The sequence below is a fragment of the Nocardioides sp. Root682 genome, from assembly GCF_001427795.1.
Lineage (GTDB): Bacteria > Actinomycetota > Actinomycetes > Propionibacteriales > Nocardioidaceae > Nocardioides.
The window spans coordinates 35,830-60,829 of record NZ_LMHJ01000001.1; the positions used below are offsets into that span (position 1 = coordinate 35,830).

Here is a 25,000-nt window from a genome sequence, read left to right on the forward strand (position 1 = left end):
GGTCAGGCTAGCGCGTCCTCCAGCGGGACCGACGCGATGCCAACGGCCTCGCCCACCGGAGCGTTGGTGAGGTTGCCCGCGTGGGTGTTCAGTCCGAGGGCCAGACTGTGGTCGTCACGGCACGCCTGGACCCAGCCCTTGTTGGCCAGCGCGACGGCGTACGGCAGTGTCGCGTTGGTCAGCGCGTACGTCGACGTGTTCGGCACCGCACCGGGCATGTTCGCCACGCAGTAGAACGTCGAGTTGTGGACCTGGTACGTCGGATCGGCGTGCGTCGTGGGGTGGGTGTCCTCGAAGCAGCCGCCCTGGTCGACCGCGATGTCGACGAGCACGGAGCCGGGCTTCATCCGCGACACCAGCTCGTTGCTGACCAGCTTCGGGGCCGCCGCTCCGGGGATCAGCACCGCACCGATCACGAGGTCGGCCTCCATCACCTGCTGCTCGAGCGCCAGCTTCGACGACGCGAGTCCGTGCACCTGGTTGCTGTAGCGCCAGAAGGACATCCGGAGCTTGTCGAGGTCGGTGTCGAGCAACGTGACGTCGGCGCCCATGCCGAGCGCGATGTTGGCGGCGTTCTGACCGGACACGCCGGCGCCGATGATCACGACCTTCGCGTTGGCGACTCCCCCCACGCCGCCCATCAGCACGCCGCGTCCGCCCTGGGCCTTCATCAGGTTGTAGGCACCGACCTGCGGGGCGAGGCAACCGGCGACCTCGGACATCGGGTAGAGCAGCGGCAGCGCGCCCGTCGGCAGCTGCACCGTCTCGTAGGCGATGCCGGTGACCCGACGGGCCAGCAGCTCCTCCGTCAGTGCCTTGTCCGCGGCCAGGTGCAGGTAGGTGAAGAGGACCTGCCCGTCGCGCATCCGGGCGTACTCCTCTGCGATGGGCTCCTTGACCTTGAGCACCATGTCGGCGGTCCCCCACACGGCATCGGCGTCCGGCAGGATCTGCGCACCCGCGGCGACGTAGTCGACGTCCTCGATCGACGAGCCGAGTCCCGCGCCGGCCTGGATCAGGACCTCGTGGCCGTGGGCCACCAGCTCGTGCACGCCGATCGGCGTGATCGCCACCCGGTACTCGTGGTTCTTGACTTCCTTCGGTACGCCGACGCGCATGGGACTCCTCCTGATCGCTGGCCCGGTTCACGGGACTGATCGAAGTCTGAAGATTCGTCGGCGCCTCCGCTAGTACCTCCAGCGATTATTCGGCCGGAGGACCAAGAACGATCAGATCGTCGGCCCGCGCGCCCCGCCGGAGCGACGTGCCGAACCAGATTCGGTACGACGTCCCCGGAGGTGCTCGAAGATCAGGCTGGTCTCGGTCATCGCCACGTCGCGGGTACCACTGAGGTGGTGCAGGACGAACTCGCGCAGCTCCTCGGAGTCCGCGGTGGCGACGTGGATCAGGAAGTCGTCGGCGCCAGCGAGGAAGTAGACGTTGAGGACCTCGGGCAGGCCGGCCATCGCCTGCGCGAACGCGCTGAGCTCGCTGCGCGCATGCGGGCGCAGCCGCACCGAGATCATGGCCTGGAGGGGCCTGCCGATGCTGGCCTGGTCGACCTCGACCTGGGTACCCAGCAGGACACCGCGTTCGAACAACGATCGGACACGGCCGTGGCAGGTCGACGGAGCGATCCCGACTCGTGCGGCAAGAACGTTGTTCGCCAACCGTGCATCGCCCTGCAGCTCCCGAACGATCGCGGCATCGATGGCATCCAGCTCGGACATGCTTCGCAGCATAGGGCGGGCGCCCGTGAGATGTTCAGGCGCGCGGTTGCCCCGCACGATCGCGCAGCACCTGGACGGCGAGCACGGCCTGGACAACGGGACCGTCCGTCACCGCGCCGGCAAGGATGGCGTCGACCAGCTCGGGGAACGGGACCCAGATCGTCTCCAGGTCGGCCTCTTCGTGCGCGAGCACGAAGTCGCCCCGGTCGGCAGCGGACAGGCCTTCGGCCAGGTAGTAGTGGATCCGCTCGGCGGAGTAGCCGGGCGAGCTGAACGTCGACAGCAGATGGGTCCACTGCTCCGCCTGCATGGCGGCTTCCTCGCGCAGCTCGCGCCGTGCGACCTCGATCGGGTCCTCACCCGGGTGGTCGCACACGCCAGCCGGCAGCTCGATCAGCCGGTGCTGCGCGGGGTGCCGGTACTGGCGCAGGCAGAGCACCCGGTCGTCCTCGTCGATGGCCAGGATGACCGCGGCACCGGGGTGCTCGACGACCAGGCGCCGGAAAGCTCCCTCGTCGACCGCGCCGGGACGCGTGACCTGGTCCGAACGCAGCGCGAGCACCCAGCCGTCGCGGTGCAGGTCCGTGCTGGACCCGACCGGCCACGACTCGGGGACGTCGCGCAGTTCGCTCATTCGCCGACCGGTTCGGGGTGCAGCCCGGTCTCGTCGATCTCGAGGCGCGTCTCACGCTGACGCACCAGCGCGGCGCCGACCAGGCCCGCGAACAGCGGGTGCGGCCGGGTCGGGCGCGAGCGGAGCTCGGGGTGCGCCTGGGTGCCGATGTAGTACGGGTGCACGTCACGCGGCAGCTCGACGAACTCGACCAGGTCGAGATCGGTGTTCAGCCCCGAGAACACCAGACCTGCCTTCGCGAGCCGCTCACGGTAGGAGTTGTTGACCTCGTAGCGGTGGCGGTGCCGCTCCTCGATCATGTCGGCACCGTAGACCTCACGGGCGATGGATCCGGCCGAGAGCGTCGCGGGGTACAGGCCCAGGCGCATCGTGCCGCCCAGGTCACCGGCGCCCTCGACGATGTTCTTCTGCTCCTCCATCGTCGCGATCACGGGCTCCGGGGTGTCCACGTCGAACTCCGTGGAACCCGCCTTGGAGAGGCCGAGCTCGGTGCGGGCGTACTCGATCACCATGCACTGCAGCCCCAGGCAGAGGCCGAGGGTGGGGATGGCGTGGGCACGGGCATAGGTGAGGGCGCCCAGCTTGCCCTCGAGGCCACGGATGCCGAATCCACCGGGCACGCAGATCGCGTCGACGTCGGACAGCTGCTTGGCCGCGCCCGCCTGCGTCTCGCACTCGTCGGAAGCCACCCAGCGCAGGTGCACCTTGGCCTCGTGGGCGAACCCACCGGCGCGCAGGGCCTCGGCGACCGAGAGGTACGCGTCGTGCAGGTCGACGTACTTGCCGACCAGCGCGATGGTCACGTCCTCCTTGGGGTGGTGCACCCGGCGGAGCAGGTCGTCCCACAGCGTCCAGTCGACGTCGCGGAAGGGCAGGTTGAGGCGTCGTACGACGTAGGCGTCCAGGCCCTGGCGGTGCAGCACCTTCGGGATGTCGTAGATCGACGGAGCGTCGGCCGCGGTGACCACGGCGTCCTGCTCGACGTCACACATCAGCGAGATCTTGGCCTTGATGCTGTCCGGCAGCTCCCGGTCCGCGCGGCACACGACGGCGTCGGGCTGGATACCGACCTGGCGCAGTGCGGCAACCGAGTGCTGCGTGGGCTTGGTCTTCAGCTCGCCCGAAGGACCGATGAACGGAACCAGCGAGACGTGCAGGAAGAAGACGTTGTCACGGCCGATGTCGTGGCGGACCTGGCGGGCAGCCTCGAGGAACGGCAGCGACTCGATGTCGCCGACGGTGCCACCGACCTCCGTGATCACGACGTCGACCGGACCGCTCTCGCCAGCGTCGTTCAGGACGGTCTGGCGGCCCATCGCAAGGATGCGTTCCTTGATCTCGTTGGTGATGTGGGGAATCACCTGGACCGTGTCGCCGAGGTACTCGCCCTTGCGCTCCTTGGCGATCACCGACGAATAGACCTGTCCGGTGGTGACATTGGCGATCTGGTTGAGGTTCGTGTCGAGGAAGCGCTCGTAGTGCCCGATGTCGAGGTCGGTCTCGGCGCCGTCGTCGGTCACGAAGACCTCGCCGTGCTGGAACGGGTTCATCGTCCCGGGGTCGACGTTGAGGTACGGGTCCAGCTTCTGCATGGTGACCCGAAGGCCCCGGGAGCGCAGCAAGCGACCCAGGCTCGAGGCGGTGAGGCCCTTGCCAAGAGAAGAGGCGACCCCTCCGGTGACGAAGAGATGCTTTGCCTGATGTCCGCGCTGCGTCAAGCCACTAATGGGCGCCATGTTCACGGGATTCCATCCTACGTGTTCCGGCCTCAGCCTGCACGTCGACGCGCCACGTCCAGCAGTTCGCGGGCGTGGGCCAGGGCGGTGTCGGACTCGGCGAGGCCGGCCAACATTCGGGAGAGCTCGCGTTCGCGACCCGCGTCATCGAGGGTCACGAGTCCGGAGCTGGTGACAGAACCGTTGCTGGCCTTCTCGACCAGGACGTGGCGATCCGCGAAGGCCGCGACCTGCGGAAGGTGGGTGACGACGAGGACCTGGGCACCGAGCGCGAGGGTCGCGAGCCGTCGTCCGATCTCCACGGCTGCCGCTCCCCCGACGCCCGCATCGACCTCGTCGAACACGAAGGTCGGCACCGGGCTGGTGCCGGCAAGGCAGACCTCGACGGCCAGCATGACGCGGGACAGCTCACCGCCGGAGGCACCCTTGTTCAACGCGCGGGGGTCCGAACCGCTGTTGGCGGCCAGCAGGAACTCCACGTCGTCCAGTCCGCTGCGCCCGAAGCGCACCCAGGTGCCGTCGACCAGCAGCAGGTCCGCGGGCGGGTGCTCCTGATCAGCAGGTACGTCGGCGCCGGCTCGCGTCGCGACCCGGATCGTCATTCGGGCGTGCGGCATCGCCAGGAGGGTCAGCTCGTCACTGACGGCCGATCCGAGCTTCTTCGCTGCTGCGGCTCGCGCCTTGCTCAGCTTTGCGCCGGCGGCAGCCAGGTCGACGCGTAGCGCGGCCGAAGCCGCGGCCAGGGCGTTGATCTGGTCGTCGGTCGAGTCGAGGTCCATCAAGCGCTTCGAGGCGTCCTCGGCCCAGGCCAGGACGTCGTCGACACTGTCGCCGTACTTCCGGGTGAGCGCGAGGAGGGCAGCGCGGCGCTCGGATGCTGCCGCCAGCCGGTTCGGGTCGGTGTCGATGCCCGAGGCATAGGAGGCGACGTCGGCGGCGACGTCGGAGAGCAGGTAGCTGACCTCGGCGACCCGGTCAGCGAGCGCTCCGGCCTCGGGGTCGTGACCCCGCACGCCTTCGAGCAGCCCACGGGCCGCAGCGACGGCACCCAGCGCGTCCGGCGAACCGTGGTCGCTGGAGAGCGCCTCCCTGGCCTGCTCGGCGGCACCACGCAGGGTGTCGGCGTGGCCGAGCCGTGATTCCTCGGCGGCCAGGTCGACGTCCTCCCCCGACTGCGGGGCGACAGCAGCGACCTCGTCGACGCCGAACCGGAGCACGTCGGCCTCACGGGCACGTTCGCGAGCGGTGGCGCGCACGTCGGCGAGCTCGCGTTCGGTGGCGATCAGGCGATCATGCAGCTCCGCATAGGTGGCGTGGAGCGCGTCGTGACCGCCGAAGCGGTCCAGCGCGTGCCGCTGGGTCTGCGGCTTCAACAGTCGGTGCTGGTCGGACTGGCCGTGGACCGCGACCAGCGGCTCGGCGATCGCCGCCAGCGTGGCCACGGGCACGCCCGCTCCCCCGGCGAACGCACGGGACCGGCCTTCGGCGCTGACGTTGCGAGCCAGCACGACGCTGCCGTCCTCCACCTCGCCGCCCGCCTCTTCGACGGCGGCGCTGAGCCCGGGCAGCGCGTCGGCGCGCACCAGTCCCTCGACCCGAGCCTGCTTCGCGCCCGCGCGCACCGCGCCCGTGTCAGAGCGTCCCCCGAGCAACAGCCCCAGCGCCGTGACGACCATCGTCTTGCCGGCACCGGTCTCACCGGTGATCACGGTCAGTCCGGGTCCGAGCTCGAGGACGGAGGAGTCGATGACTCCGAGCGAGCTGATCCGCAGTTCTTCGATCATGTCCGATCACCGCGCTCCCATGCCTGTCGACGTTCGGCCGCGCCGCGCCATCCCTCGACCGACAGGCCGAACTTCGCGACCAGGCGGTCGGTGAACGGAGCCTGATGGAGCCGGACCAGTCGCACGGGACGCAACCCGCGGCTCACCTCGATCCGTGCGCCGGGCGGCAGGTCGACGCTGCGTCGACCGTCGCACCACAGCACGCCCGAACCCTGGTTGCCCTCGAGCACCTCGATCGCGATGACCGACGACGGCGCCACCACCATGGGCCGCGCAAAGAGCGCATGGGCACTGAGCGGAACGATGCAGAGTGCCTCGACCTGCGGCCACACGATCGGACCACCGGCACTGAAGTTGTACGCCGTCGAGCCGGTCGGAGTCGCGCAGACGACCCCGTCACAGCCCCAGCGGGACAACGGGCGGCTGTCGATCTCGACGACGACCTCGAGCATCCGCTCGCGAGCCGCCTTCTCGACGCTGGCTTCATTGAGCGCGAACGTGGCATAGACCAGCTCGCCGTCGACGAACGCCCGCACGTCGAGGGTGAGACGGTCCTCGGTGGTGTACCGCTGGTGGATGATCGCGTCGATGGTGGCGGCCACGTCCTCGTGCTCCGCCTCTGCGAGGAAGCCCACGTGGCCCAGGTTGACCCCGAGGACGGGGGTGAGCCGTTTGTGGGTCACTTCCGCAGCGCGCAGGATGCTGCCGTCACCGCCGATCACCACGGTGAGCTCGCAGCCCCGGCTGGCGTCGGTCTCGGAGTCGGTGAGCTCGACCGCCGGGACGTAGCCGGCCGGGTCGAGCTCGAGGTCGTCGGCCTCGCTGCGCAGCAGCCGGACGATGATCCCGTTCCCGGTGAGCTCCTTGACGAAGGAACGCGCCACCTCGCGCGCCTCGGGGCGACGCGTGTGCGCCAGCACCAGGACGCGGCGCGGCGTGTCGCTGCTCGCGTTGGCGTCCATCTCGCTGGTCGTCATGGAGCCACCATCTCATCCGGGCCCGACGTACCGCGCCGTACGACCTCCGCGATGGACTCGTCGTCGACACTCGGAGGACCGTGACGCAGCCACAGGAAGAACTCGACGTTGCCGGAGGGCCCCGGTAGGGGGCTCACGGTGACGGCCCGCGCGCCCCAGCCCCGGGCAGCCGCGGCGTGAGCCACCGCGAGCACGGCCTCGGCACGCAGTTCAGGGTCCCGGACGACGCCACCCTTGCCGACGCGGTCCTTGCCGACCTCGAACTGCGGCTTGACCATCAGGGCCAGGTCGCCGTCGGCGCGGGTCACGCCCAGCAGCGCGTCCAGGACCAGGACCAGGGAGATGAAGGAGAGGTCGCCGACGACCAGGTCGACCGGTCCTCCGATGTCGTCGGACGTCAGGCTCCGGACGTTCGTGCGGTCGTGGACCCGGACCCTCTCGTGTTGCTGCAGGGACCAGTCGAGCTGTCCGTAACCCACGTCGACGGCAACGACCTCCTCGGCCCCGGCACGCAGCAACACGTCGGTGAAGCCGCCCGTCGAGGCGCCTGCGTCGAGACAACGTCGCCCGGAGACAGTCAGCCCCTGAGCGCCGAAGGCCGTCAGCGCACCCAGCAGCTTGTGGGCGCCTCGGGAGACGTAGTCGGGCCCGTGCTCGCCCTCGAGCACGAGGATCGCGAGGTCGGTGGTGACACCGGTCGCCGGCTTCGTCGCCACGACACCGGAGACCTTCACCCGGCCGTCAGCGATCAGCTGGGCGGCGCGCTCGCGGGACGGCGCCAGACCTCGGCGAACCAGTTCCGCGTCGAGACGGAGTCGGCGCGGTGGCACGATCAGGCGCTGGCGGCCGGCGGATTGTCGAGGGTCTGGCGCAGATCTGCGTGCGCTTCCTCGAAGACGGCAGCATGCTCGGCCAGTGGACGGGCGTCGAGCCCGGCAACGAGGTCGAGCACCCGGTCGACGGAGTCGATCCCGGTGGGCGTGGGCGCCGGAACAGGTACCTCGGTCATGCGCTGAGGCTACCGCGCCGCACCGGCCTCACCGGGGACCCGGGCCGCGGTGAGGTCCACCACCGTTCCCGTCGCGTCGAGATGGTTCCAGGCCGATCCGGCGGCGACTCGCCACCAGTCGGCCGAAGCCGCGTCCGCCGCCAGCTGCTCGAGCTCGAGCCGACCGGCGCGCACCTGCCCGCGCCAGCCGCCGAGCACCCACGCGTCGCCGGAGCGTTCGGGAACCCGATGTGCCGTACCGAGGCCACCCAGATCGGGCGCGATGTAGGAGGGCCGCAGCGCCGGTGGCGCCGCCACCAGGTCCTCGAGCCCGGTGACGCCGGTCAGCACCAACAGCGAGTCGACACCCGCGTTGTGGGCACCTTCGATGTCAGTGTCGAGGCGGTCGCCCACCATGAGCGGACGGTCGCCCCCGACGCGTCGGACCGTCTCGTCCAGGAGGGGTCGCTCGGGCTTGCCTGCCACCACGGGCGAGACCCCGGTGAATCGCTCGAGCATCTCCACCAGCACGCCGTGACCCGGCGCAACGCCGAACGACGTCGGGATCGTGGTGTCGGTGTTGCTGGCCACCCACGGCACGCCCTCGCGGATCCGTACGGCGGCGCGCATGATCTCGCGCCAGCGCAGCTCCGGCCCGTACCCCGACGCGACGGCCCGGGCATCGTCATCGACACCGACCGGGACCATGCCGGCCTCCTCGAGGGCAGCCCGAAGACCGGCGCCACCGAGGCACACGATGCTGGCGCCGACACCGAAGCGCTCCGCCAGCAGGCGTGCTGTCGCCTGCGCGCTGGTCACCACGTCCCTGGTGCTCGCGGGCACGCCGAGCTCGGTCAGGTGCTCAGCCACCGCTGCCGGCGGACGGGACGCGTTGTTGGTGATGAACGCGACCCGCATGCCAGCGGTACGGACGTCCGCGATGTGACCGGCTGCGCCCGGGACCGCCGCGGCGCCGATGTAGACGACGCCGTCCAGGTCGAGCATGGCCAGGTCGTAGACGGCCGAGAGCGGCCGGCTGGAGGTGAGCAACACGTGACCACCCTGCCAGTGCCTGCCACCGAATGCTCCGTACGATGCCCAGATGGACGCAACCGCCCTGGTGACACCTCCGTACGTCGCCGGTCCGCTGCGCCTCGAACCCTTCGCCGGGCTGATGCTCGCGCCCGCACGGGTGGGCAACCCCTCGACCGGCCGCGCGTTCGCCCGTCCCTACAAGGACGTGTCCGCCCGCCTGTTGCGGTGGCAGGCCAAAGGCTACGTGAGCCGCGACGCCGAGGCGGCGCTCTATCTCCATGAGTACACCTCGGCCGGAATGACCGTGCGCGGCCTGGTCGGCGCCCTCGACGTGTCACGGCGCGCCAAGCGACCCGCTGACCGCGCAGTGCTCCCCCACGAAGGAATCCATCCGGCACAGGCCGATGACCTCGCCGACCGGATGGCCGAGATGCAGCTGAACCCGGCACCGATCCTGCTGGTGCACCGCGGCAGCGACGTACTGCGATCGACACTGGCCACGGTGATGACCTCGAGGCCGGACCACGCATTCACCGACCGCGGCGAGCAGCAACACCGGATCTGGGCGATCCGCGACCCCGCCACGTTGACCACCATCGCCATCGAGCTGGCCGGCAGTCGCGCCCTCATCGCCGACGGCCACCACCGGTACGCGGCCTACCTGCGCCTGCAGCGCCGCCACGCGGGTGCCGACGGAGGCCGGGCGGCGACCGACTTCGGGCTCGCCATGCTGGTCGACCAGGAGGCCACGCCGCTGTTCCTCGGCCCCATCCACCGGACCCTGGCCGGTGCCTCCCTGGCCGACCTGCGCGACGCCGTCGAGAGCGTCGGTCTCCACTACGAGGAGCAGAGCCAGGCCGATGCGGTCGCAGCCCTGAGTGCCACCCGCCTCGTCGCCACCGACGGCACCACCTGGGCGGTGCTCGACCTGGACCCGGGCAGCGGCGAAGCCGCCGTGGAGACGTTGCACCGCCGAATCGTCCCGGCTCTCCCCCACGGGCCGACGGCCCTGACCTATCACCACAGCGTCGACGACGCGCTCGGGCGTGCACGGCCCGACCAGGTCGCTGTGCTGATGCCAGCGCCGTCGGTCGACCTGGTGCTCCGCATCGCCGAGGCCGATCGCCTGCTACCGGAGAAGGCCACCTCGTTCCAGCCGAAGCCCAGCCTCGGTGTCCTCATCAGGTCTTTGCGCGACGCACCAGCCGACCCGAGCTGACCTCCACCTCGACCCGGGACGACGTCGCACCCCCGGCCCGGTAGAACCGACGGCGCAGTGCGCCCTCCACGGCGACCTCGTCACCTTCGCGCCACCGGCCCATCGAACGACGGGCCTTGGGAGTCCAGGCCGCGAGGTCGACGACGTCGACCGAGGGACCTCTGCGCCCCGTCGGGAGCACCCGCACTTCCTCGCGGCTGACGATCAGACGGCACACACCGAGCAGATCGCCACTGGGCAGTTCGCGTTGTTCGGCATCGGCTGCGAGCCGGCCGACCAGTGTCACTTCATTCACCATCACGGTTCCTCCTCCTTGGGATGAACCGAGCATCTGATTCCCTGCCGACACGTGGGCCTCGCGTGCCCTGGCGCTGTGGAGAATCTCCTGTCGAAAGAGGCGCTGTGGAGAACTGATGGACCCCAACGAGGCCGATGAATTGGGCGCAAAAAGCACGAAAGGCCAGCACCTGAGGTGCTGGCCTTTCGGCAATGTATGTCCGGCGGCGTCCTACTCTCCCACAGCCTCTCGGTTGCAGTACCATCGGCGCTGGCAGGCTTAACTTCCGGGTTCGGGATGGGACCGGGTGTTTCCCTGCCGCTATGGCCGCCGTAACTCTATTAACCCTCTGTTCGGGGTGCCCGTGTGGTGTGGGAGTTCTCCCCGTGTAGGGGTGGACTCCTTGACCTGGGGCCCCTGTGTCGGGGNATTGAAAAGTGTTGGGTACAAAACAGAGTAGAGGCCACCCGAGGGTGGCCTCTACCTGAATGTATGTCCGGCGGCGTCCTACTCTCCCACAGCCTCTCGGTTGCAGTACCATCGGCGCTGGCAGGCTTAACTTCCGGGTTCGGGATGGGACCGGGTGTTTCCCTGCCGCTATGGCCGCCGTAACTCTATTAACCCTCTGTCCAGGTGTGCCCGTGTGGTGTGGGAGTTCTCCCCGTGTGTGGGGTGGACTCCTTGACCTGGGGCCCCTGTGTCGGGGTTGGTCTTCATAGTGGACGCGTGTTTGTGCTGTGATGCGTGTTTGTTAAGTGTGTTGGGGATTTGTTGTGGCAAGTCTTCGGCCTATTAGTACCGGTCGGCTGGGCATTGCTGCTGTACACCTCCGGCCTATCAACCCAATAATCTATTGGGGGCCTTAACCCCACAAGGGGGTGGGAAACCTCATCTTGAAACGTGCTTCCCGCTTAGATGCGTTCAGCGGTTATCACTTCCGAACGTAGCCAACCAGCCATGCACCTGGCGGTACAACTGGCACACCAGAGGTTCGTCCATMCCGGTCCTCTCGTACTAGGGACAGCCTTTCTCAAGTTTCCTACGCGCGCGGCGGATAGGGACCGAACTGTCTCACGACGTTCTAAACCCAGCTCGCGTGCCGCTTTAATGGGCGAACAGCCCAACCCTTGGGACCTACTCCAGCCCCAGGATGCGACGAGCCGACATCGAGGTGCCAAACCATCCCGTCGATATGGACTCTTGGGGAAGATCAGCCTGTTATCCCCGGGGTACCTTTTATCCGTTGAGCGACAACGCTTCCACTCGCAGTTGCCGGATCACTAGTTCCGACTTTCGTCCCTGCTCGACATGTCTGTCTCACAGTCAAGCTCCCTTGTGCACTTACACTCAACACCTGATTGCCAACCAGGCTGAGGGAACCTTTGAGCGCCTCCGTTACTCTTTAGGAGGCAACCGCCCCAGTTAAACTACCCATCAGGCACTGTCCCTGAACCAGATCATGGCCCTAGGTTAGACATCTAGTACGACCAGAGTGGTATTTCAACGTTGACTCCACAACCACTGGCGTGGCTGCTTCAAAGTCTCCCACCTATCCTACACAARCCGAACCAAACACCAATGCCAAACTATAGTAAAGGTCCCGGGGTCTTTCCGTCCTGCCGCGCGTAACGAGCATCTTTACTCGTAGTGCAATTTCGCCGAGTCCATGGTTGAGACAGCGCCCAAGTCGTTACTCCATTCGTGCAGGTCGGAACTTACCCGACAAGGAATTTCGCTACCTTAGGATGGTTATAGTTACCACCGCCGTTTACTGGGGCTTAAATTCTGAGCTTCGACTTGCGTCTAACCCGTCCTCTTAACCTTCCAGCACCGGGCAGGAGTCAGTCCGTATACATCGTCTTACAACTTCGCACGGACCTGTGTTTTTAGTAAACAGTCGCTTGGGCCTGGTCTCTGCGGCCCTTCACGCTTCCCCAGCAAGTGGGTACACGATCCAGGCCCCCCTTCTCCCGAAGTTACGGGGGCATTTTGCCGAGTTCCTTAACCATGGTTGTCTCGATCGCCTTAGTATTCTCTACCTGATCACCTGAGTCGGTTTGGGGTACGGGCGGCTCATGGCTCGCTAGAGGTTTTTCTCGGCAGCATAGGATCATCCACTTCCCCCATACGGGGTCGGCATCACGTCTCAAGGTCACCAATCAAATGGTCACGTGGCGGATTTGCCTACCACGTCCCCTACACGCTTACCCGCCGTCTACCATCGCGGCGGTTGGACTACCTTCCTGCGTCACCCCATCGCTTGACTACTACCGGTTCGGGTTCCACGCTCTGCTCACCCCCCTCGGTCCGAAGACTCCGGTAAGATGAGTTTCGGGTGGTTAGCATTACCGGGCTCGTCATGGGCGCCATTTCGCCGGTACGGGAATATCAACCCGTTGTCCATCGACTACGCCTGTCGGCCTCGCCTTAGGTCCCGACTTACCCAGGGCAGATTAGCTTGACCCTGGAACCCTTGATCATTCGGCGCACGGGTTTCTCGCCCGTGATTCGCTACTCATGCCTGCATTCTCACTCGTGTGGCGTCCACGGCTGGATCACTCCGCCGCTTCACTCGCCACACGACGCTCCCCTACCCATCGACGCCCCTGAACCAACTGATCAAGTCAGCGGCTTGGGTTAATACGTCGATGCCATGGCTTCGGCGGGCGGCTTGAGCCCCGCTACATTGTCGGCGCGGAATCACTTGACCAGTGAGCTATTACGCACTCTTTCAAGGGTGGCTGCTTCCAAGCCAACCTCCTGGTTGTCACTGCGACTCCACATCCTTTTCCACTTAGCCGCCTCTTAGGGGCCTTAGCCGATGGTCTGGGCTGTTTCCCTCTCGACTACGAACCTTATCGCCCGCAGTCTCACTGCCACGCTTACACTTACCGGCATTCGGAGTTTGGCTAACGTCAGTAACCTGGTCGGGCCCATCGGCTATCCAGTGCTCTACCTCCGGCAAGAAACACGCAACGCTGCACCTAAATGCATTTCGGGGAGAACCAGCTATCACGGAGTTTGATTGGCCTTTCACCCCTACCCACAGGTCATCCCCTCAGTTTTCAACCTAAGTGGGTTCGGTCCTCCACGCCGTCTTACCGGCGCTTCAACCTGCCCATGGGTAGATCACTCCGCTTCGGGTCTTGAGCGTGCGACTAAAGCGCCCTATTCAGACTCGCTTTCGCTACGGCTTCCCCACACGGGTTAACCTCGCCACACACCGCAAACTCGCAGGCTCATTCTTCAAAAGGCACGCTATCACCCCACAAGGGAGCTCTAACGGATTGTAGGCACATGGTTTCAGGTACTATTTCACTCCCCGCCAGGGGTACTTTTCACCTTTCCCTCACGGTACTTGTCCGCTATCGGTCATCGAGGAGTATTTAGGCTTAACGGGTGGTCCCGCCAGATTCACACACCATTCCAGGAGTGGCGTGTTACTTGGGAGATACCGAACACAGCCAGCGTCTATCGTCTACGGGGCTATCACCCGCTACGGCACCGCTTTCCAACGGTCTTCGACCTCAACACTGGTTTCTGACTGTGCGCCACACCGGCAGGTGCGACAACGATATTCCCACGACCCCTACACCGCAACGTCTGCCGACTATCACACGATATAGGTTTAGCCTCATCCGATTTCGCTCGCCACTACTCTCGGAATCACGGTTGTTTTCTCTTCCTGTGGGTACTGAGATGTTTCACTTCCCCACGTTCCCTCCACACACCCTATTTTATTCAGATGTGGGTAACTGGACATAACTCCAGCTGGGTTTCCCCATTCGGACATCCCCGGATCAACGCTCGGTTGCCAACTCCCCAGGGCATTTCGCAGGCTCCCACGTCCTTCATCGGCTCTCGATGCCAAGGCATCCACCATGTGCCCTTAATAACTTGCCCACAACAAACCACCAACACACACAACAAACCAAACAACAGCATGATGCGCACGTCGGATCGTCCTCGTGGTAACTCAAATTCTCAAGAACACTAAAACAATCACGAAACAACACAAACAAAAACCGCCCACCACAACCTCACCCCACCCCCTCTAGATACAAGGAGCCCAGGGCAAGCAAGTGCGGGCGGATGCTCGCGTCCACTATGAATAAATCAAACAACCAAGAAGCCCAACCAGCTCACCCAGACCCATCTCCCCACCCAGGCCGAAGCCCAAGCAGCAAGACGTACCAGTCCAGGCTCGTCTGATGCCTCAGATACCCAACAGCGTGTCAGCACACCCACACCAACCAACACCACAAAGGACGTCGACCAGGCGAGTAAGAAATGTTGTGTTCCACTAGTGAACAACCCAAAGTTTCAATGACACATTCGGCCATCGAGCAGGGTGTGCTCCTTAGAAAGGAGGTGATCCAGCCGCACCTTCCGGTACGGCTACCTTGTTACGACTTCGTCCCAATCGCCAGCCCCACCTTCGACGGCTCCTTCCACAAGGGTTAGGCCACCGGCTTCGGGTGTTGCCGACTTTCGTGACGTGACGGGCGGTGTGTACAAGGCCCGGGAACGTATTCACCGCAGCGTTGCTGATCTGCGATTACTAGCGACTCCGACTTCATGGGGTCGAGTTGCAGACCCCAATCCGAACTGAGACCGGCTTTTTGGGATTCGCTCCCCCTCACGGGATCGCAGCCCTTTGTACCGGCCATTGTAGCATGCGTGAAGCCCTGGACATAAGGGGCATGATGACTTGACGTCATCCCCACCTTCCTCCGAGTTGACCCCGGCAGTCTCCTATGAGTCCCCACCATTACGTGCTGGCAACATAGAACGAGGGTTGCGCTCGTTGCGGGACTTAACCCAACATCTCACGACACGAGCTGACGACAGCCATGCACCACCTGTACACCAGTATCAAAGAGACCCCCATCTCTGGGGGCTTCCGGTGTATGTCAAACCCAGGTAAGGTTCTTCGCGTTGCATCGAATTAATCCGCATGCTCCGCCGCTTGTGCGGGCCCCCGTCAATTCCTTTGAGTTTTAGCCTTGCGGCCGTACTCCCCAGGCGGGGCGCTTAATGCGTTAGCTACGGCACGGAACCCATGGAATAGGTCCCACACCTAGCGCCCAACGTTTACGGTGTGGACTACCAGGGTATCTAATCCTGTTCGCTCCCCACACTTTCGCTCCTCAGCGTCAGGTAATGCCCAGAGAACCGCCTTCGCCACCGGTGTTCCTCCTGATATCTGCGCATTTCACCGCTACACCAGGAATTCCATTCTCCCCTGCATACCTCTAGTCTGCCCGTATCGAAAGCAAGCCATGAGTTAAGCCCATGGTTTTCACTCCCGACGCGACAAACCGCCTACGAGCCCTTTACGCCCAATAATTCCGGACAACGCTCGGACCCTACGTATTACCGCGGCTGCTGGCACGTAGTTGGCCGGTCCTTCTTCTGTACCTACCGTCACTTTCGCTTCGTCGGTACTGAAAGAGGTTTACAACCCGAAGGCCGTCATCCCTCACGCGGCGTTGCTGGATCAGGCTTCCGCCCATTGTCCAATATTCCCCACTGCTGCCTCCCGTAGGAGTCTGGGCCGTGTCTCAGTCCCAGTGTGACCGGTCACCCTCTCAGGCCGGTTACCCGTCAAAGCCTTGGTGAGCCATTACCTCACCAACAAGCTGATAGGCCGCGAGCACATCCTGCGCCGAAAAAACTTTCCACACACCCCCATGCAGGGACATGTCATATCCGGTATTAATCACCGTTTCCGGTGGCTATCCCAGAGCGCAGGGCAGATTACTCACGTGTTACTCACCCGTTCGCCGCTCGAGTACCCCCGAAGGAGCCTTTCCGCTCGACTTGCATGTGTTAAGCACGCCGCCAGCGTTCGTCCTGAGCCAGGATCAAACTCTCCATAAGAAAATCCAATACTGACAAACAACAAACCCTGACAAGTATTACTACCGTCAGAATCAATCATATTGCCGAAACCACACACCAACCACCCAAAGGCAGCTGATGCCAAAACAGTCACAACAATCTATATGCATGACACACTGTTGAGTTCTCAAATCAATCATATTGCCGAAACCACACACCAACCACCCAAAGGCAGCTGATGCCAAAACAGTCACAACAATCTATATGCATGACACACTGTTGAGTTCTCAAGAATCAGACGCACTCGCGCTTCGCCAGCCTCTCGGCCAAGTCTGTCGCGGGGCAACCTGTGAAACCTTACCCGTGCCGCTTCCCCTCGTCAACTTGGCGTGACCGCCATGTCTTGAAGCTGTTCAACACTGGTGCCCGGACGTGGTTCAACCTCTTTTTTGCTTCCGATCCGTGTGGATCCTCAGCAGAGGTTTTCCGCGTCCTGCGGCGAAACGGAACATTACCCCCATGGGTCCCCCGGGTTGCAAATCGGGGGGTACCTTGAGCTGTCAGGAGGGTCGTTTCACGCTCAGATGAGCGTGGAACGGAGCTCCTGGGACCGAGCGCGGAGGTCGGTCAACTGCTCGCGAACCCGGGCCGGCGCCGTACCTCCGCGGCCGTCGCGAGACGCGACGGACCCCTCGACGGTCAGCACGTCGCGCACTTCCGGCGTCAACTCCGGCGAGATGGCCGCGAACTGCTCGTCAGTGAGCTCGTCGAGCTCGATGCCGAGCTCCTCGCAGCGACGTACGCAGGCACCAGCGACCTCGTGGGCGATCCGGAAGGGCACGCCCTGCCGCACCAGCCATTCGGCGATGTCGGTCGCCAACGAGAAGCCCTGAGGCGCCAGGGCCGCCATCCGCTCGGTGTTGAACACCAGCGTGGCGATCTGGCCCGTGAAGGCAGGAAGCAGCACCTCGAGGGTGTCGACGGAGTCGAACACCGGCTCCTTGTCCTCCTGGAGGTCCCGGTTGTAGGCCAGCGGCAGTGCCTTCAGCGTGGTCAGCAACCCGGTGAGGTTGCCGACCAGTCGTCCTGCCTTGCCACGGGCCAGCTCCGAGATGTCGGGGTTCTTCTTCTGCGGCATGATGCTCGAACCCGTTGACCAGGAGTCGTGCAGCGTCACGAAGTCGAACTCCCTGGTCGCCCACAGGATCACTTCCTCGGCAATCCTGCTGACGTCGATCCCGGTCTGCGCAGTCACGTAGGCGAACTCCGCGACGAAGTCGCGTGAGGCCGTTCCGTCGATCGAGTTCGCGGTCGAGCTGGTGAAGCCCAGCTCGCGCGCCACCAGCTCGGGATCCAGGCCCAGGCTCTGCCCGGCCAGTGCCCCCGAGCCGTAGGGCGAGTCCCCCGCCGTACGGCGGCGCCAGTCCCCCAGGCGTTCGACATCGCGCAGCAGCGCCCAGGCGTGGGCCAACAGGTGGTGCGAGAGGAGGACCGGTTGGGCGTGCTGCAGGTGGGTGCGCCCCGGCATGATCGCCGGGACCTCGCCCAGGTGGGCGTCGGCCTGGGTCGCGAGGGCGTCCACCAGGTCCAGGATCAGGCCACCCACGGAGAGCGAGTGGTCGAGCAGGTAGCACCGGAAGAGCGTCGCGATCTGGTCGTTGCGCGAACGTCCCGCCCGGAGCCGACCGCCGACGTCGGGGCCGACCTCGTCGATCAACAGCCGCTCCAGGGCACCGTGCACGTCCTCGTCGGACGGGTCGGGCTGCAACGAGCCGTCGGAGAAGCGGGCCGCAAGCGCATCGAGGCCTCGATGCAGCTCGGCCTCGTCGGCCGGTGTCAACAGCCCCGCGGCGCCGAGCGCCTTCGCGTGTGCGTGCGACCCGGCGATGTCGTAGAGGCCGAGACGCCAGTCGAAGTGCGTCGAGCGCGACAGCGCGTCGAGCTCCGGTGAGGGGCCACCGGCGAACCGACCACCCCAGAGCTTGCCCGTGTTGGTCTCGCCGCTCATGTCGTTCCTCCCCGGACGTGCGCAATCGCCGTCCGCATCTGCTCCATCAACCGCGGGTCCACCGCGCGGCCGTCGTCTGCCAGTTCCTCCGGGGTCCACCATCGCGCCTCGAAGATCGACTGCGACTCGAGCAGGTCGAGTCCCTCGAAGCTCACCGGTGTCTCCTCGAGTGCGACGGCGAACAGGGTGGAGTCATTCACGTAGTCCCGCCCGTCCCAGGCGAACTCCACCTCGAAGGTGCCGAACGGAACTCCGAGATCGTCAGCTGGTACGTCGATCCCGGTCTCCTCGCGGAGCTCGCGCGCGCCTGCCTCGGCGAGGGACTCCCCCGGGTCGACCGCGCCACCGATGGTGAACCAGTAGCGGACGTCAGGGAGCGCGGGGTCGCAGCCGAGCAGCAACAGCACCTTGCTGTCGCTGCTCACCGGCAGCACCCGCGCCACCGTCCGACGGGTCGGTTCAGCGTGCATCAGTCGGTTCCGGACTCCATCGCGACGTCTTCGAGGATCGCCTCCGCTTCCAGGCCACCGTCAGGGTTCGCGGTGATCTGGTCGTAGCCGCCCGGCGGCAGCTCACCGAAGAGCGTGCCGTTCTCGACCAGCACCTGGCCCTGGTCCAGCGGCTGCGCTGCGTAGAGCTCGAGCTTGGCGCGGGAGTCGGCGATGTCGAGGTTGCGCATCGTCAGCTGGCCGATCCGGTCGGTCGGTCCGAAGGCGGCGTTCTCGACGCGCTCCATCGACAGCTTCTCCGGGTGGTAGGAGAAGTTCGAGCCCTCGGTCTTGACGATCGTGTAGTCGTCGCCTCGGCGCAGCCGCAGCGTCACGGTGCCGTTGACGAGCGAGGCGATCCAGCGCTGGATGGACTCCCGGAGCATCAGCGCCTGCGGGTCGAGCCAGCGGCCTTCGTAGAGCAGGCGACCGAGCTTGCGGCCCTCGAGGTGGTAGTTCGACAGGGTGTCCTCGTTGTGGACGGCGTTGAGGAGTCGCTCGTACGCCGCGAACAGCAGCGCCATCCCGGGGGCCTCGTAGATCCCGCGCGACTTGGCCTCGATGATCCGGTTCTCGATCTGGTCGGACATGCCGAGGCCGTGGCGACCACCGATGACATTGGCCTCCAGGACGAGGGCGACCGGGTCGTCGTACCGGCGGCCGTTGAGAGCCACCGGGCGCCCGGCCTCGAAGGTGACCGCCACGTCCTCGGTCTCGATCGCAACGGCGGGGTCCCAGAACTTCACGCCCATGATCGGCTCGACGATCTCGAGGGAGACGTCGAGGTGCTCGAGGGTCTTCGCCTCGTGGGTGGCACCCCAGATGTTGGCGTCGGTGGAGTACGCCTTCTCGGTCGAGTCGCGATACGGCAGGCCGTGGGCGACCAGCCACTCACTCATCTCGTGGCGGCCACCGAGCTCGGTGACGAAGTCGGCGTCGAGCCACGGCTTGTAGATGCGCAGCTCGGGATTCGCCAGCAGCCCGTAGCGGTAGAACCGCTCGATGTCGTTGCCCTTGTACGTCGAGCCGTCGCCCCAGATGTTGACGTCGTCGGCCTGCATCGCGCGCACCAGCATCGTGCCGGTGACGGCGCGACCGAGCGGGGTGGTGTTGAAGTAGGCCTTCGCGCCGGAGCGGATGTGGAAGGCGCCGCACGCGAGCGCGGCCAGTCCCTCCTCGACCAGCTGCGACTTGATGTCGACGATGCGGGCGATCTCGGCGCCGTACTGCCGGGCACGGTCCGGCACACCGGCGATGTCCGGCTCGTCCGGCTGCCCGATGTCAGCGGTGTAGGTGCAGGGCACCGCGCCCTTGTCGCGCATCCACGCGACGGCGACGGAGGTGTCGAGGCCGCCGGAGAAGGCGATACCGACGCGCTCTCCCACGGGCAGGGAGGTCAGGACCTTGCTCAACTGCTGTTCCTTTCGGATTGAGCCCTTTCGGGCTCCACTCGCTCTGCGAGGGAGGTGAATCGGTGGGCCAGTGCTGCTCCCCCGGCGGGGTCGCGGCCGATGACCAGGACGGTGTCGTCGCCGGCGATGGTGCCGAGGACGTCGTGATCGGCGCCGACCTCGGCCTTGTCGATGGCGCTGGCGAGGAACTGCGCAGCCCCGGGCGGGGTGCGCAGGACGACGAGATTGGCGCTGGCCTCGGCGCTGACGAGGAGCTCTGCACACAGGCGGGACAGCCGCTGGTGGGCGGCGCCGCTCTCGGCGGACACCGGCGTCCGGTCGCCACCTTCGGCCGGTACGGCGTACACGAGGTTCCCGGACGCGGCGCGGACCTTGATCGCATCGACCTCCACGAGGTCGCGGCTCAGGGTGGCCTGGGTGACGTGCACGCCGCGTCCACCGAGCAGGTCGGCGAGCTCGGGCTGCGAACGCACCTCGCGGCTCTCCAGCAGCTCGATGATCAACGCCAGCCGGGCGTTCTTCGTCAGCGGCGTCAGCGCGTGCTCACTCATGGGGAGCGCCCAGTCGAGCCGGGTCCTGGAGCCAGGCCATCACGGCCTTCTGCGCGTGGCGGCGGTTCTCGGCCTCGTCCCACACGACGCTCTGCGGTCCGTCGATGACCTCGGCGGCGATCTCCGACCCGCGGTACGCCGGCAGGCAGTGCAGGACGATCGCGTCCGGGCTGGCGTGGGCGACCAGCTCCGGGGTCACCGCGTAGGGGCCGAAGACGGCACGCCGGGCGTCGGCCTCGGCCTCCTTGCCCATCGAGATCCAGGTGTCGGTCACGACCACGTCGGCTCCGGCAACAGCCTTGACGGGATCGGTCTCGGACACCGCCGAACCCCCGGTCGTCGCCGCGATCTCGTTGGCGCGGGCGAACATGGCCTCGTCGGGCACGTAGCCGTCGGGTCCGCTGATCCGCACGTGCATGCCCGCCGTTGCGCCCGCGAGCAGCCACGAGTTGCCCATGTTGCAGGCACCGTCACCGAGGAACGCGACGGTCAGGCCAGCCAACGTGCCCTTGTGCTCCTGCACGGTCAGCAGGTCGGCGAGCAGCTGGCAGGGGTGGAAGTCGTCGGTCAGGGCATTGATGACGGGCACGCCCGACATGGCTGCCATCTGGTCGAGGCTCGACTGCGCGTAGGTGCGCCACACGACCTGGGACGCCTGGCGGCCGAGCACCCGGGCCACGTCGGCGATCGACTCCCTCTTGCCGATGCCCGCGAGGCCTCCGTCGACGAGCATCGGGTTGCCACCGAGCTCGGCGATGCCGGCGGAGAAGGACGCCTGCGTGCGGAGCGTCGCCTTGTCGAAGATCATCGCCACGGTGCGCGGACCGGCCAGCGGCTTGTGGTCGTACGGCGCGGCCTTGAGCGTGGCCGCGAGGGCCAGCACCTCGGCCTGCTCGGCCGGGGTCAGGTCGTCGTCGCGCAGGAAGGACCGCGTCATGCCGACACCCCCGCGTCGTCCAGGATCTGCGCCCACGCAGCGATGAAGGCGTCGGCGTCCGCCTCGGTGAGAATCAGCGGCGGCGCCATCCGGATCCGCTCCGGCGTCGCGGCGTTGATGATGAAGCCGGCGTCCTGGGCAGCCGCCGCGACCTCGGCCGACCTCGGCTCGGCCAGGGTGAGCCCGACGAGCAGTCCTGCGCCGCGGGTCTCGGTCACCCGGGAATCGGCGGCCAGGCCGACGCGCAACCGTGCACCCAGCGCCGTCGCATGGGCGAGCAGGCCGTCGGACTCGATCACGTCGAGCACCGCCAACGCTGCCGCAGCGGCGACCGGGTTGCCCCCGAACGTGGTGCCGTGGTTGCCGGGATCGAACAGCTTGGCCGAGCCGTGCGTGGCGATGCAGGCGCCGATCGGAATGCCGCCGGCGAGGCCCTTGGCCAACGTGACGATGTCGGGCACCACCGGTGCGTCGACGAGGTCGGGGTGCTGGTGGGCGAACCATGCTCCGGTCCGGCCGACGCCGGTCTGGATCTCGTCGAGCCACAGCAGGGCGCCGTGCTCGTGGGCGATCCGCTGCGCGGCCGGCAGGTAGTCGCGGGGCGGCACGATCACACCGGCCTCGCCCTGGATCGGTTCGATCAGGACAGCGGCCGTCTGGTCGTCGACCGCCGCTTCGAGGGCCGCCACGTCGCCGTACTCGACGAACACGACGTCGCCCGGCAACGGCTCGAAGGGCTCGCGGTACGCGAGCTTGGAGGTCAGCGCCAGCGCGCCCATCGTGCGGCCGTGGAACGAGCCGGTCGTCGCGACGATCTTCGTCCGGCCCGTGCGGCGGGTCAGCTTGAACGCCGCTTCGTTGGCCTCGGCGCCGGAGTTGGTGAAGAACACCCGGGTCTCGACAGGCTCGACCAGCTTGTTCTGCAGCAGGTCACCGAGCTTCTCGGCGAGGGTGATCTGCGGGCCACTCGCGAAGAAGTTCGAGATGTGGCCGAGCGTCTGGAGCTGCTCCGTCACGGCGGCGACCAGCCGCGGGTGGGCGTGGCCGAGCGCGTTGACGGCGATGCCGCCGAGCAGGTCGACGTACTCCCTGCCGTCGGCGTCCCAGACGTGCGCACCCACGCCGCGGGTGAGGACGAGCTTCGGCGGGCCGAAGGTGTTCATCAGTGCGCCGGCGTACCGCTCGGTCCACTCGGCCTGGCTCCGGGGCGTGCTCATGACTGTGTTCATGACTGGGCCTCCCTGACCTTGCGCGTCTTGGTAGTCACGCCGGGCAGCACCTGGGTGCCGATGCCCTCATCGGTGAACAGCTCGAGGAGTACGGCGTGCGCCTGGCGCCCGTCGACGACGGTCGCGCGCTTCACTCCCCCGCGCACCGCCTGGAGGCAGGCGTCCATCTTCGGGATCATGCCGCTGGCCAGCGTCGGCAGCAGCTCCTCGAGCGCCTCGGGGCTGATCTCACCGATGACCTCCTCGACGTTGGGCCAGTTCAGGTACAGCCCCTCGACGTCGGTGAGGACGAGCAGCTTCTCGGCACCGAGCGCGGCAGCCAGGGCCGCCGCCGCCGAATCGGCGTTGACGTTGTGGATGACGCCATCAATGTCGGGTGCGACGCTGGAGACGACGGGGATCCGTCCGGCCTCGATCAGGTCGAGGACGGCCTCGGGCCGGACCTTCGCGACCTCGCCGACGAGGCCGAGGTCGACCTCTTCGCCGTCGACGACGGTGCCGGTCTGTTCGGCCGTGAAGAGCCCGGCGTCCTCACCGGACAGGCCGACGGCCAACGGGCCGTGCTCGTTGATCAGGCCGACCAGCTCACGCTGGACCTGGCCGACGAGCACCATCCGGACCACGTCCATCGCCTCGGGGGTGGTGACCCGCAGGCCGCCCCGGAACTCGGACTTGATGCCGAGCCGGTCGAGCATCAGCGAGATCTGCGGTCCGCCGCCGTGCACGACGACCGGGCGGAACCCGGCGAAGCGCAGGAAGGCGATGTCCTCGGCAAAGGCACGCTTGAGGGTGTCGTCGGTCATGGCGTTGCCGCCGTACTTCACCACCACGATCTTGCCGTGGTACGCCTTCAACCACGGCAGCGCACCAGCGAGGGTGGCTGCCTTGAACGGGTCTGCGGCGGGCGGCCGCACCTGGTCGGTGTTCGACATCTTCTGACTTTCCCGCTGGGGGTCCATGTGGTCGGTCATGAGCTGTAGGCGCTGTTCTCATGCACGTAGGCATGGGTGAGGTCGTTGGTCCACACGGTTGCCTCGGCGTCACCGGACTTCAGGTCGATGGTGACCGTGACGGCCCGCGGTGACAGGTCGACGAGGTCGCGGCTCTCGGCCGGGCCACTGTTACGGCAGACCCACACCCCGTTGATCGCGACGTCGAGGTTGGCCGGGTCGAAGACCGCGCTCGTCGTACCGACGGAGGCGAGGACGCGTCCCCAGTTGGCGTCCTTGCCGAACACGGCCGCCTTGAACAGGTTGCTCCGGGCGACACTGCGACCGACCTCGACCGCCTCGTCCTCGGTCGCGGCGCCGACCGTCGTGATCGTGATCTCGTGGTCGGCGCCCTCGGCGTCTGCGAGCAGCTGCTTCGCGAGTGACGTGCACACCTCGGTGAGGGCGGCGGTGAAGGCCTCGAGAGAGGGCGTGACACCCGAGGCACCGCTGGCCATCAGGGTCACCGTGTCGTTGGTGGACTGGCACCCGTCGGAGTCGAGCCGGTCGAAGCTCACCCGGGCGGCCGCGCGCAACGCGGTGTCCAGGTCGCCCGCGGGCACGACGGCGTCGGTCGTGATGACCACGAGCATCGTGGCGAGCGCGGGAGCGAGCATCCCGGCACCCTTGGCCATGCCGCCGATGGACCAGGCCGCATCGTCGGGGCCCTGGACGACGACCTGCTTGCTGACGGTGTCGGTGGTCATGATGGCCTCGGCCGCGTCGTTGCCACCTTCGGCGGACAACTGGCCATGGACGGTGTTGACGCCGGCGAGCAGCACGTCGCGGTCGTTGGCCAGCCCGATCAGTCCGGTCGAGCAGACCACGACGTCGATCGCGCCGATGCCGAGCAGGGTGGCGACCTCTTCGGCCACCCGGTGGGTGGTGATGAAGCCTTCCGGACCGGTGTAGCAATTGGCGCCACCGGAGTTGAGGACGACCGCGCGGACGGTGCCGTCCTGGACGGCCTGCTCGCTCCACAGGACCGGGTTGGCCTTGCAGCGGTTGCTGGTGAACACGGATGCGGAGTCGAAGGTGGGGCCCTGGTTGACGACGAGGGCGAGGTCCTTCTTGCCGGTGGACTTGATGCCGACGGCAGCGCCGGCGGCGACGAAGCCGGCGGGATGGGTGACGCTCATGGTGGTGGCCTCTGGAGGTGTGC

At 66.5% G+C, this 25,000-nt stretch carries 19 protein-coding genes and 4 rRNA genes; 1 reads left to right on the top strand and 22 read right to left on the bottom strand.

Annotation, left to right across the window (positions count from 1 at the left end):
• Positions 1-2 precede the first annotated feature (2 nt).
• The 9 genes from ald to ASD84_RS00250 form a co-directional block, all read right to left on the bottom strand.
• Positions 3-1,118: an alanine dehydrogenase gene (ald, locus tag ASD84_RS00215; RefSeq protein WP_056705414.1), complete on the bottom strand. Its 1,116-nt coding sequence runs from the start codon at positions 1,116-1,118 to the stop codon at positions 3-5.
• Between the two features lie 111 nt (positions 1,119-1,229).
• Positions 1,230-1,730, bottom strand: coding sequence for an Lrp/AsnC family transcriptional regulator (locus tag ASD84_RS00220; protein ID WP_235531261.1), 501 nt, complete (start codon positions 1,728-1,730; stop codon positions 1,230-1,232).
• Between the two features lie 34 nt (positions 1,731-1,764).
• Positions 1,765-2,364: an NUDIX domain-containing protein gene (locus ASD84_RS00225; RefSeq protein WP_056705421.1), complete on the bottom strand. Its 600-nt coding sequence runs from the start codon at positions 2,362-2,364 to the stop codon at positions 1,765-1,767.
• Positions 2,361-4,100: a CTP synthase gene (locus tag ASD84_RS00230; RefSeq protein ID WP_056710430.1), complete on the bottom strand. Its 1,740-nt coding sequence runs from the start codon at positions 4,098-4,100 to the stop codon at positions 2,361-2,363. The genes ASD84_RS00225 and ASD84_RS00230 overlap by 4 nt, the downstream gene beginning before the upstream one ends.
• 32 nt (positions 4,101-4,132) lie before the next feature.
• Entirely contained in the window at positions 4,133-5,884 is a 1,752-nt protein-coding gene (gene recN / locus ASD84_RS00235) for a DNA repair protein RecN (protein WP_056705424.1), read from the bottom strand.
• Entirely contained in the window at positions 5,881-6,861 is a 981-nt protein-coding gene (locus ASD84_RS00240) for an NAD kinase (RefSeq protein WP_235531262.1), read from the bottom strand. Before ASD84_RS00240 ends, recN begins: the two co-directional genes overlap by 4 nt.
• Complete coding sequence (locus tag ASD84_RS00245; protein ID WP_056705426.1) at positions 6,858-7,691, bottom strand: TlyA family RNA methyltransferase; 834 nt, start codon at positions 7,689-7,691, stop codon at positions 6,858-6,860. Before ASD84_RS00245 ends, ASD84_RS00240 begins: the two co-directional genes overlap by 4 nt.
• A gap of 2 nt (positions 7,692-7,693) precedes the next feature.
• A complete protein-coding gene (locus ASD84_RS24930; RefSeq protein ID WP_156392322.1) occupies positions 7,694-7,870 on the bottom strand; it encodes a hypothetical protein in 177 nt (58 codons plus the stop codon).
• 9 nt (positions 7,871-7,879) lie between these two features.
• Positions 7,880-8,902: an HAD-IIA family hydrolase gene (locus ASD84_RS00250; RefSeq protein ID WP_056705430.1), complete on the bottom strand. Its 1,023-nt coding sequence runs from the start codon at positions 8,900-8,902 to the stop codon at positions 7,880-7,882.
• A gap of 49 nt (positions 8,903-8,951) precedes the next feature.
• Between ASD84_RS00250 and ASD84_RS00255 the strand changes: the two genes are divergently transcribed.
• Positions 8,952-10,103: a DUF1015 family protein gene (locus tag ASD84_RS00255; protein WP_056705432.1), complete on the top strand. Its 1,152-nt coding sequence runs from the start codon at positions 8,952-8,954 to the stop codon at positions 10,101-10,103.
• Here the strand turns inward: ASD84_RS00255 and ASD84_RS00260 are convergent.
• The 13 genes from ASD84_RS00260 to argJ form a co-directional block, all read right to left on the bottom strand.
• Positions 10,066-10,401 carry a single-stranded DNA-binding protein gene (locus ASD84_RS00260; protein WP_200954725.1) on the bottom strand — a complete coding sequence of 112 codons (336 nt, stop codon included), beginning with the start codon at positions 10,399-10,401 and terminating at the stop codon, positions 10,066-10,068. The two genes, ASD84_RS00255 and ASD84_RS00260, sit on opposite strands and share 38 nt — an antisense overlap.
• Positions 10,402-10,598: 197 nt before the next feature.
• Positions 10,599-10,715 (bottom strand): 5S ribosomal RNA (rrf, locus tag ASD84_RS00265).
• A gap of 159 nt (positions 10,716-10,874) precedes the next feature.
• Positions 10,875-10,991: ribosomal RNA gene (rrf, locus tag ASD84_RS00270) — 5S ribosomal RNA — on the bottom strand.
• 161 nt (positions 10,992-11,152) lie between these two features.
• Positions 11,153-14,283 (bottom strand): 23S ribosomal RNA (locus ASD84_RS00275).
• A gap of 461 nt (positions 14,284-14,744) precedes the next feature.
• Positions 14,745-16,263, bottom strand: a 16S ribosomal RNA gene (locus ASD84_RS00280).
• The 16S, 23S and 5S rRNA genes sit together here, the layout of an rRNA operon.
• Before the next feature lie 541 nt (positions 16,264-16,804).
• Positions 16,805-18,232, bottom strand: coding sequence for an argininosuccinate lyase (argH, locus tag ASD84_RS00285; protein ID WP_056705437.1), 1,428 nt, complete (start codon positions 18,230-18,232; stop codon positions 16,805-16,807).
• Positions 18,229-18,702, bottom strand: a complete 474-nt coding sequence (locus ASD84_RS00290; RefSeq protein WP_056705438.1) for an NUDIX hydrolase — start codon at positions 18,700-18,702, stop codon at positions 18,229-18,231. Before ASD84_RS00290 ends, argH begins: the two co-directional genes overlap by 4 nt.
• On the bottom strand, positions 18,702-20,132 hold the full coding sequence (gene argG, locus ASD84_RS00295; protein WP_056705441.1) for an argininosuccinate synthase: 1,431 nt from the start codon (positions 20,130-20,132) through the stop codon (positions 18,702-18,704). Before argG ends, ASD84_RS00290 begins: the two co-directional genes overlap by 1 nt.
• Entirely contained in the window at positions 20,129-20,683 is a 555-nt protein-coding gene (locus ASD84_RS00300) for an arginine repressor (RefSeq protein ID WP_056705444.1), read from the bottom strand. The genes argG and ASD84_RS00300 overlap by 4 nt, the downstream gene beginning before the upstream one ends.
• Positions 20,676-21,620, bottom strand: a complete 945-nt coding sequence (argF, locus tag ASD84_RS00305; protein WP_056705445.1) for an ornithine carbamoyltransferase — start codon at positions 21,618-21,620, stop codon at positions 20,676-20,678. Before argF ends, ASD84_RS00300 begins: the two co-directional genes overlap by 8 nt.
• Positions 21,617-22,837, bottom strand: coding sequence for an acetylornithine transaminase (locus ASD84_RS00310; protein ID WP_235530900.1), 1,221 nt, complete (start codon positions 22,835-22,837; stop codon positions 21,617-21,619). The genes argF and ASD84_RS00310 overlap by 4 nt, the downstream gene beginning before the upstream one ends.
• A gap of 8 nt (positions 22,838-22,845) precedes the next feature.
• A complete protein-coding gene (gene argB, locus ASD84_RS00315) occupies positions 22,846-23,781 on the bottom strand; it encodes an acetylglutamate kinase (RefSeq protein WP_056710437.1) in 936 nt (311 codons plus the stop codon).
• A gap of 35 nt (positions 23,782-23,816) precedes the next feature.
• A complete protein-coding gene (gene argJ, locus ASD84_RS00320) occupies positions 23,817-24,977 on the bottom strand; it encodes a bifunctional glutamate N-acetyltransferase/amino-acid acetyltransferase ArgJ (protein ID WP_056705450.1) in 1,161 nt (386 codons plus the stop codon).
• Positions 24,978-25,000 lie beyond the last annotated feature (23 nt).

Excerpts from the sequence above, each read along its gene's own strand:
- ASD84_RS00230 (WP_056710430.1), bottom strand. The coding sequence starts at position 4,100 with ATGGCGCCCATTAGTGGCTTGACGCAGCGCGGACATCAGGCAAAGCAT.
- ASD84_RS00225 (WP_056705421.1), bottom strand. The coding sequence starts at position 2,364 with ATGAGCGAACTGCGCGACGTCCCCGAGTCGTGGCCGGTCGGGTCCAGC.
- ASD84_RS00300 (WP_056705444.1), bottom strand. The coding sequence starts at position 20,683 with ATGAGTGAGCACGCGCTGACGCCGCTGACGAAGAACGCCCGGCTGGCG.
- argJ (WP_056705450.1), bottom strand. The coding sequence starts at position 24,977 with ATGAGCGTCACCCATCCCGCCGGCTTCGTCGCCGCCGGCGCTGCCGTC.
- ASD84_RS00290 (WP_056705438.1), bottom strand. The coding sequence starts at position 18,702 with ATGCACGCTGAACCGACCCGTCGGACGGTGGCGCGGGTGCTGCCGGTG.
- argF (WP_056705445.1), bottom strand. The coding sequence starts at position 21,620 with ATGACGCGGTCCTTCCTGCGCGACGACGACCTGACCCCGGCCGAGCAG.
- ASD84_RS00220 (WP_235531261.1), bottom strand. The coding sequence starts at position 1,730 with ATGTCCGAGCTGGATGCCATCGATGCCGCGATCGTTCGGGAGCTGCAG.
- argB (WP_056710437.1), bottom strand. The coding sequence starts at position 23,781 with ATGTCGAACACCGACCAGGTGCGGCCGCCCGCCGCAGACCCGTTCAAG.
- recN (WP_056705424.1), bottom strand. The coding sequence starts at position 5,884 with ATGATCGAAGAACTGCGGATCAGCTCGCTCGGAGTCATCGACTCCTCC.
- ASD84_RS00240 (WP_235531262.1), bottom strand. The coding sequence starts at position 6,861 with ATGACGACCAGCGAGATGGACGCCAACGCGAGCAGCGACACGCCGCGC.
- ASD84_RS24930 (WP_156392322.1), bottom strand. The coding sequence starts at position 7,870 with ATGACCGAGGTACCTGTTCCGGCGCCCACGCCCACCGGGATCGACTCC.
- ASD84_RS00310 (WP_235530900.1), bottom strand. The coding sequence starts at position 22,837 with ATGAGCACGCCCCGGAGCCAGGCCGAGTGGACCGAGCGGTACGCCGGC.
- ald (WP_056705414.1), bottom strand. The coding sequence starts at position 1,118 with ATGCGCGTCGGCGTACCGAAGGAAGTCAAGAACCACGAGTACCGGGTG.
- argH (WP_056705437.1), bottom strand. The coding sequence starts at position 18,232 with ATGAGCGGCGAGACCAACACGGGCAAGCTCTGGGGTGGTCGGTTCGCC.
- ASD84_RS00255 (WP_056705432.1), top strand. The coding sequence starts at position 8,952 with ATGGACGCAACCGCCCTGGTGACACCTCCGTACGTCGCCGGTCCGCTG.
- ASD84_RS00260 (WP_200954725.1), bottom strand. The coding sequence starts at position 10,401 with ATGGTGAATGAAGTGACACTGGTCGGCCGGCTCGCAGCCGATGCCGAA.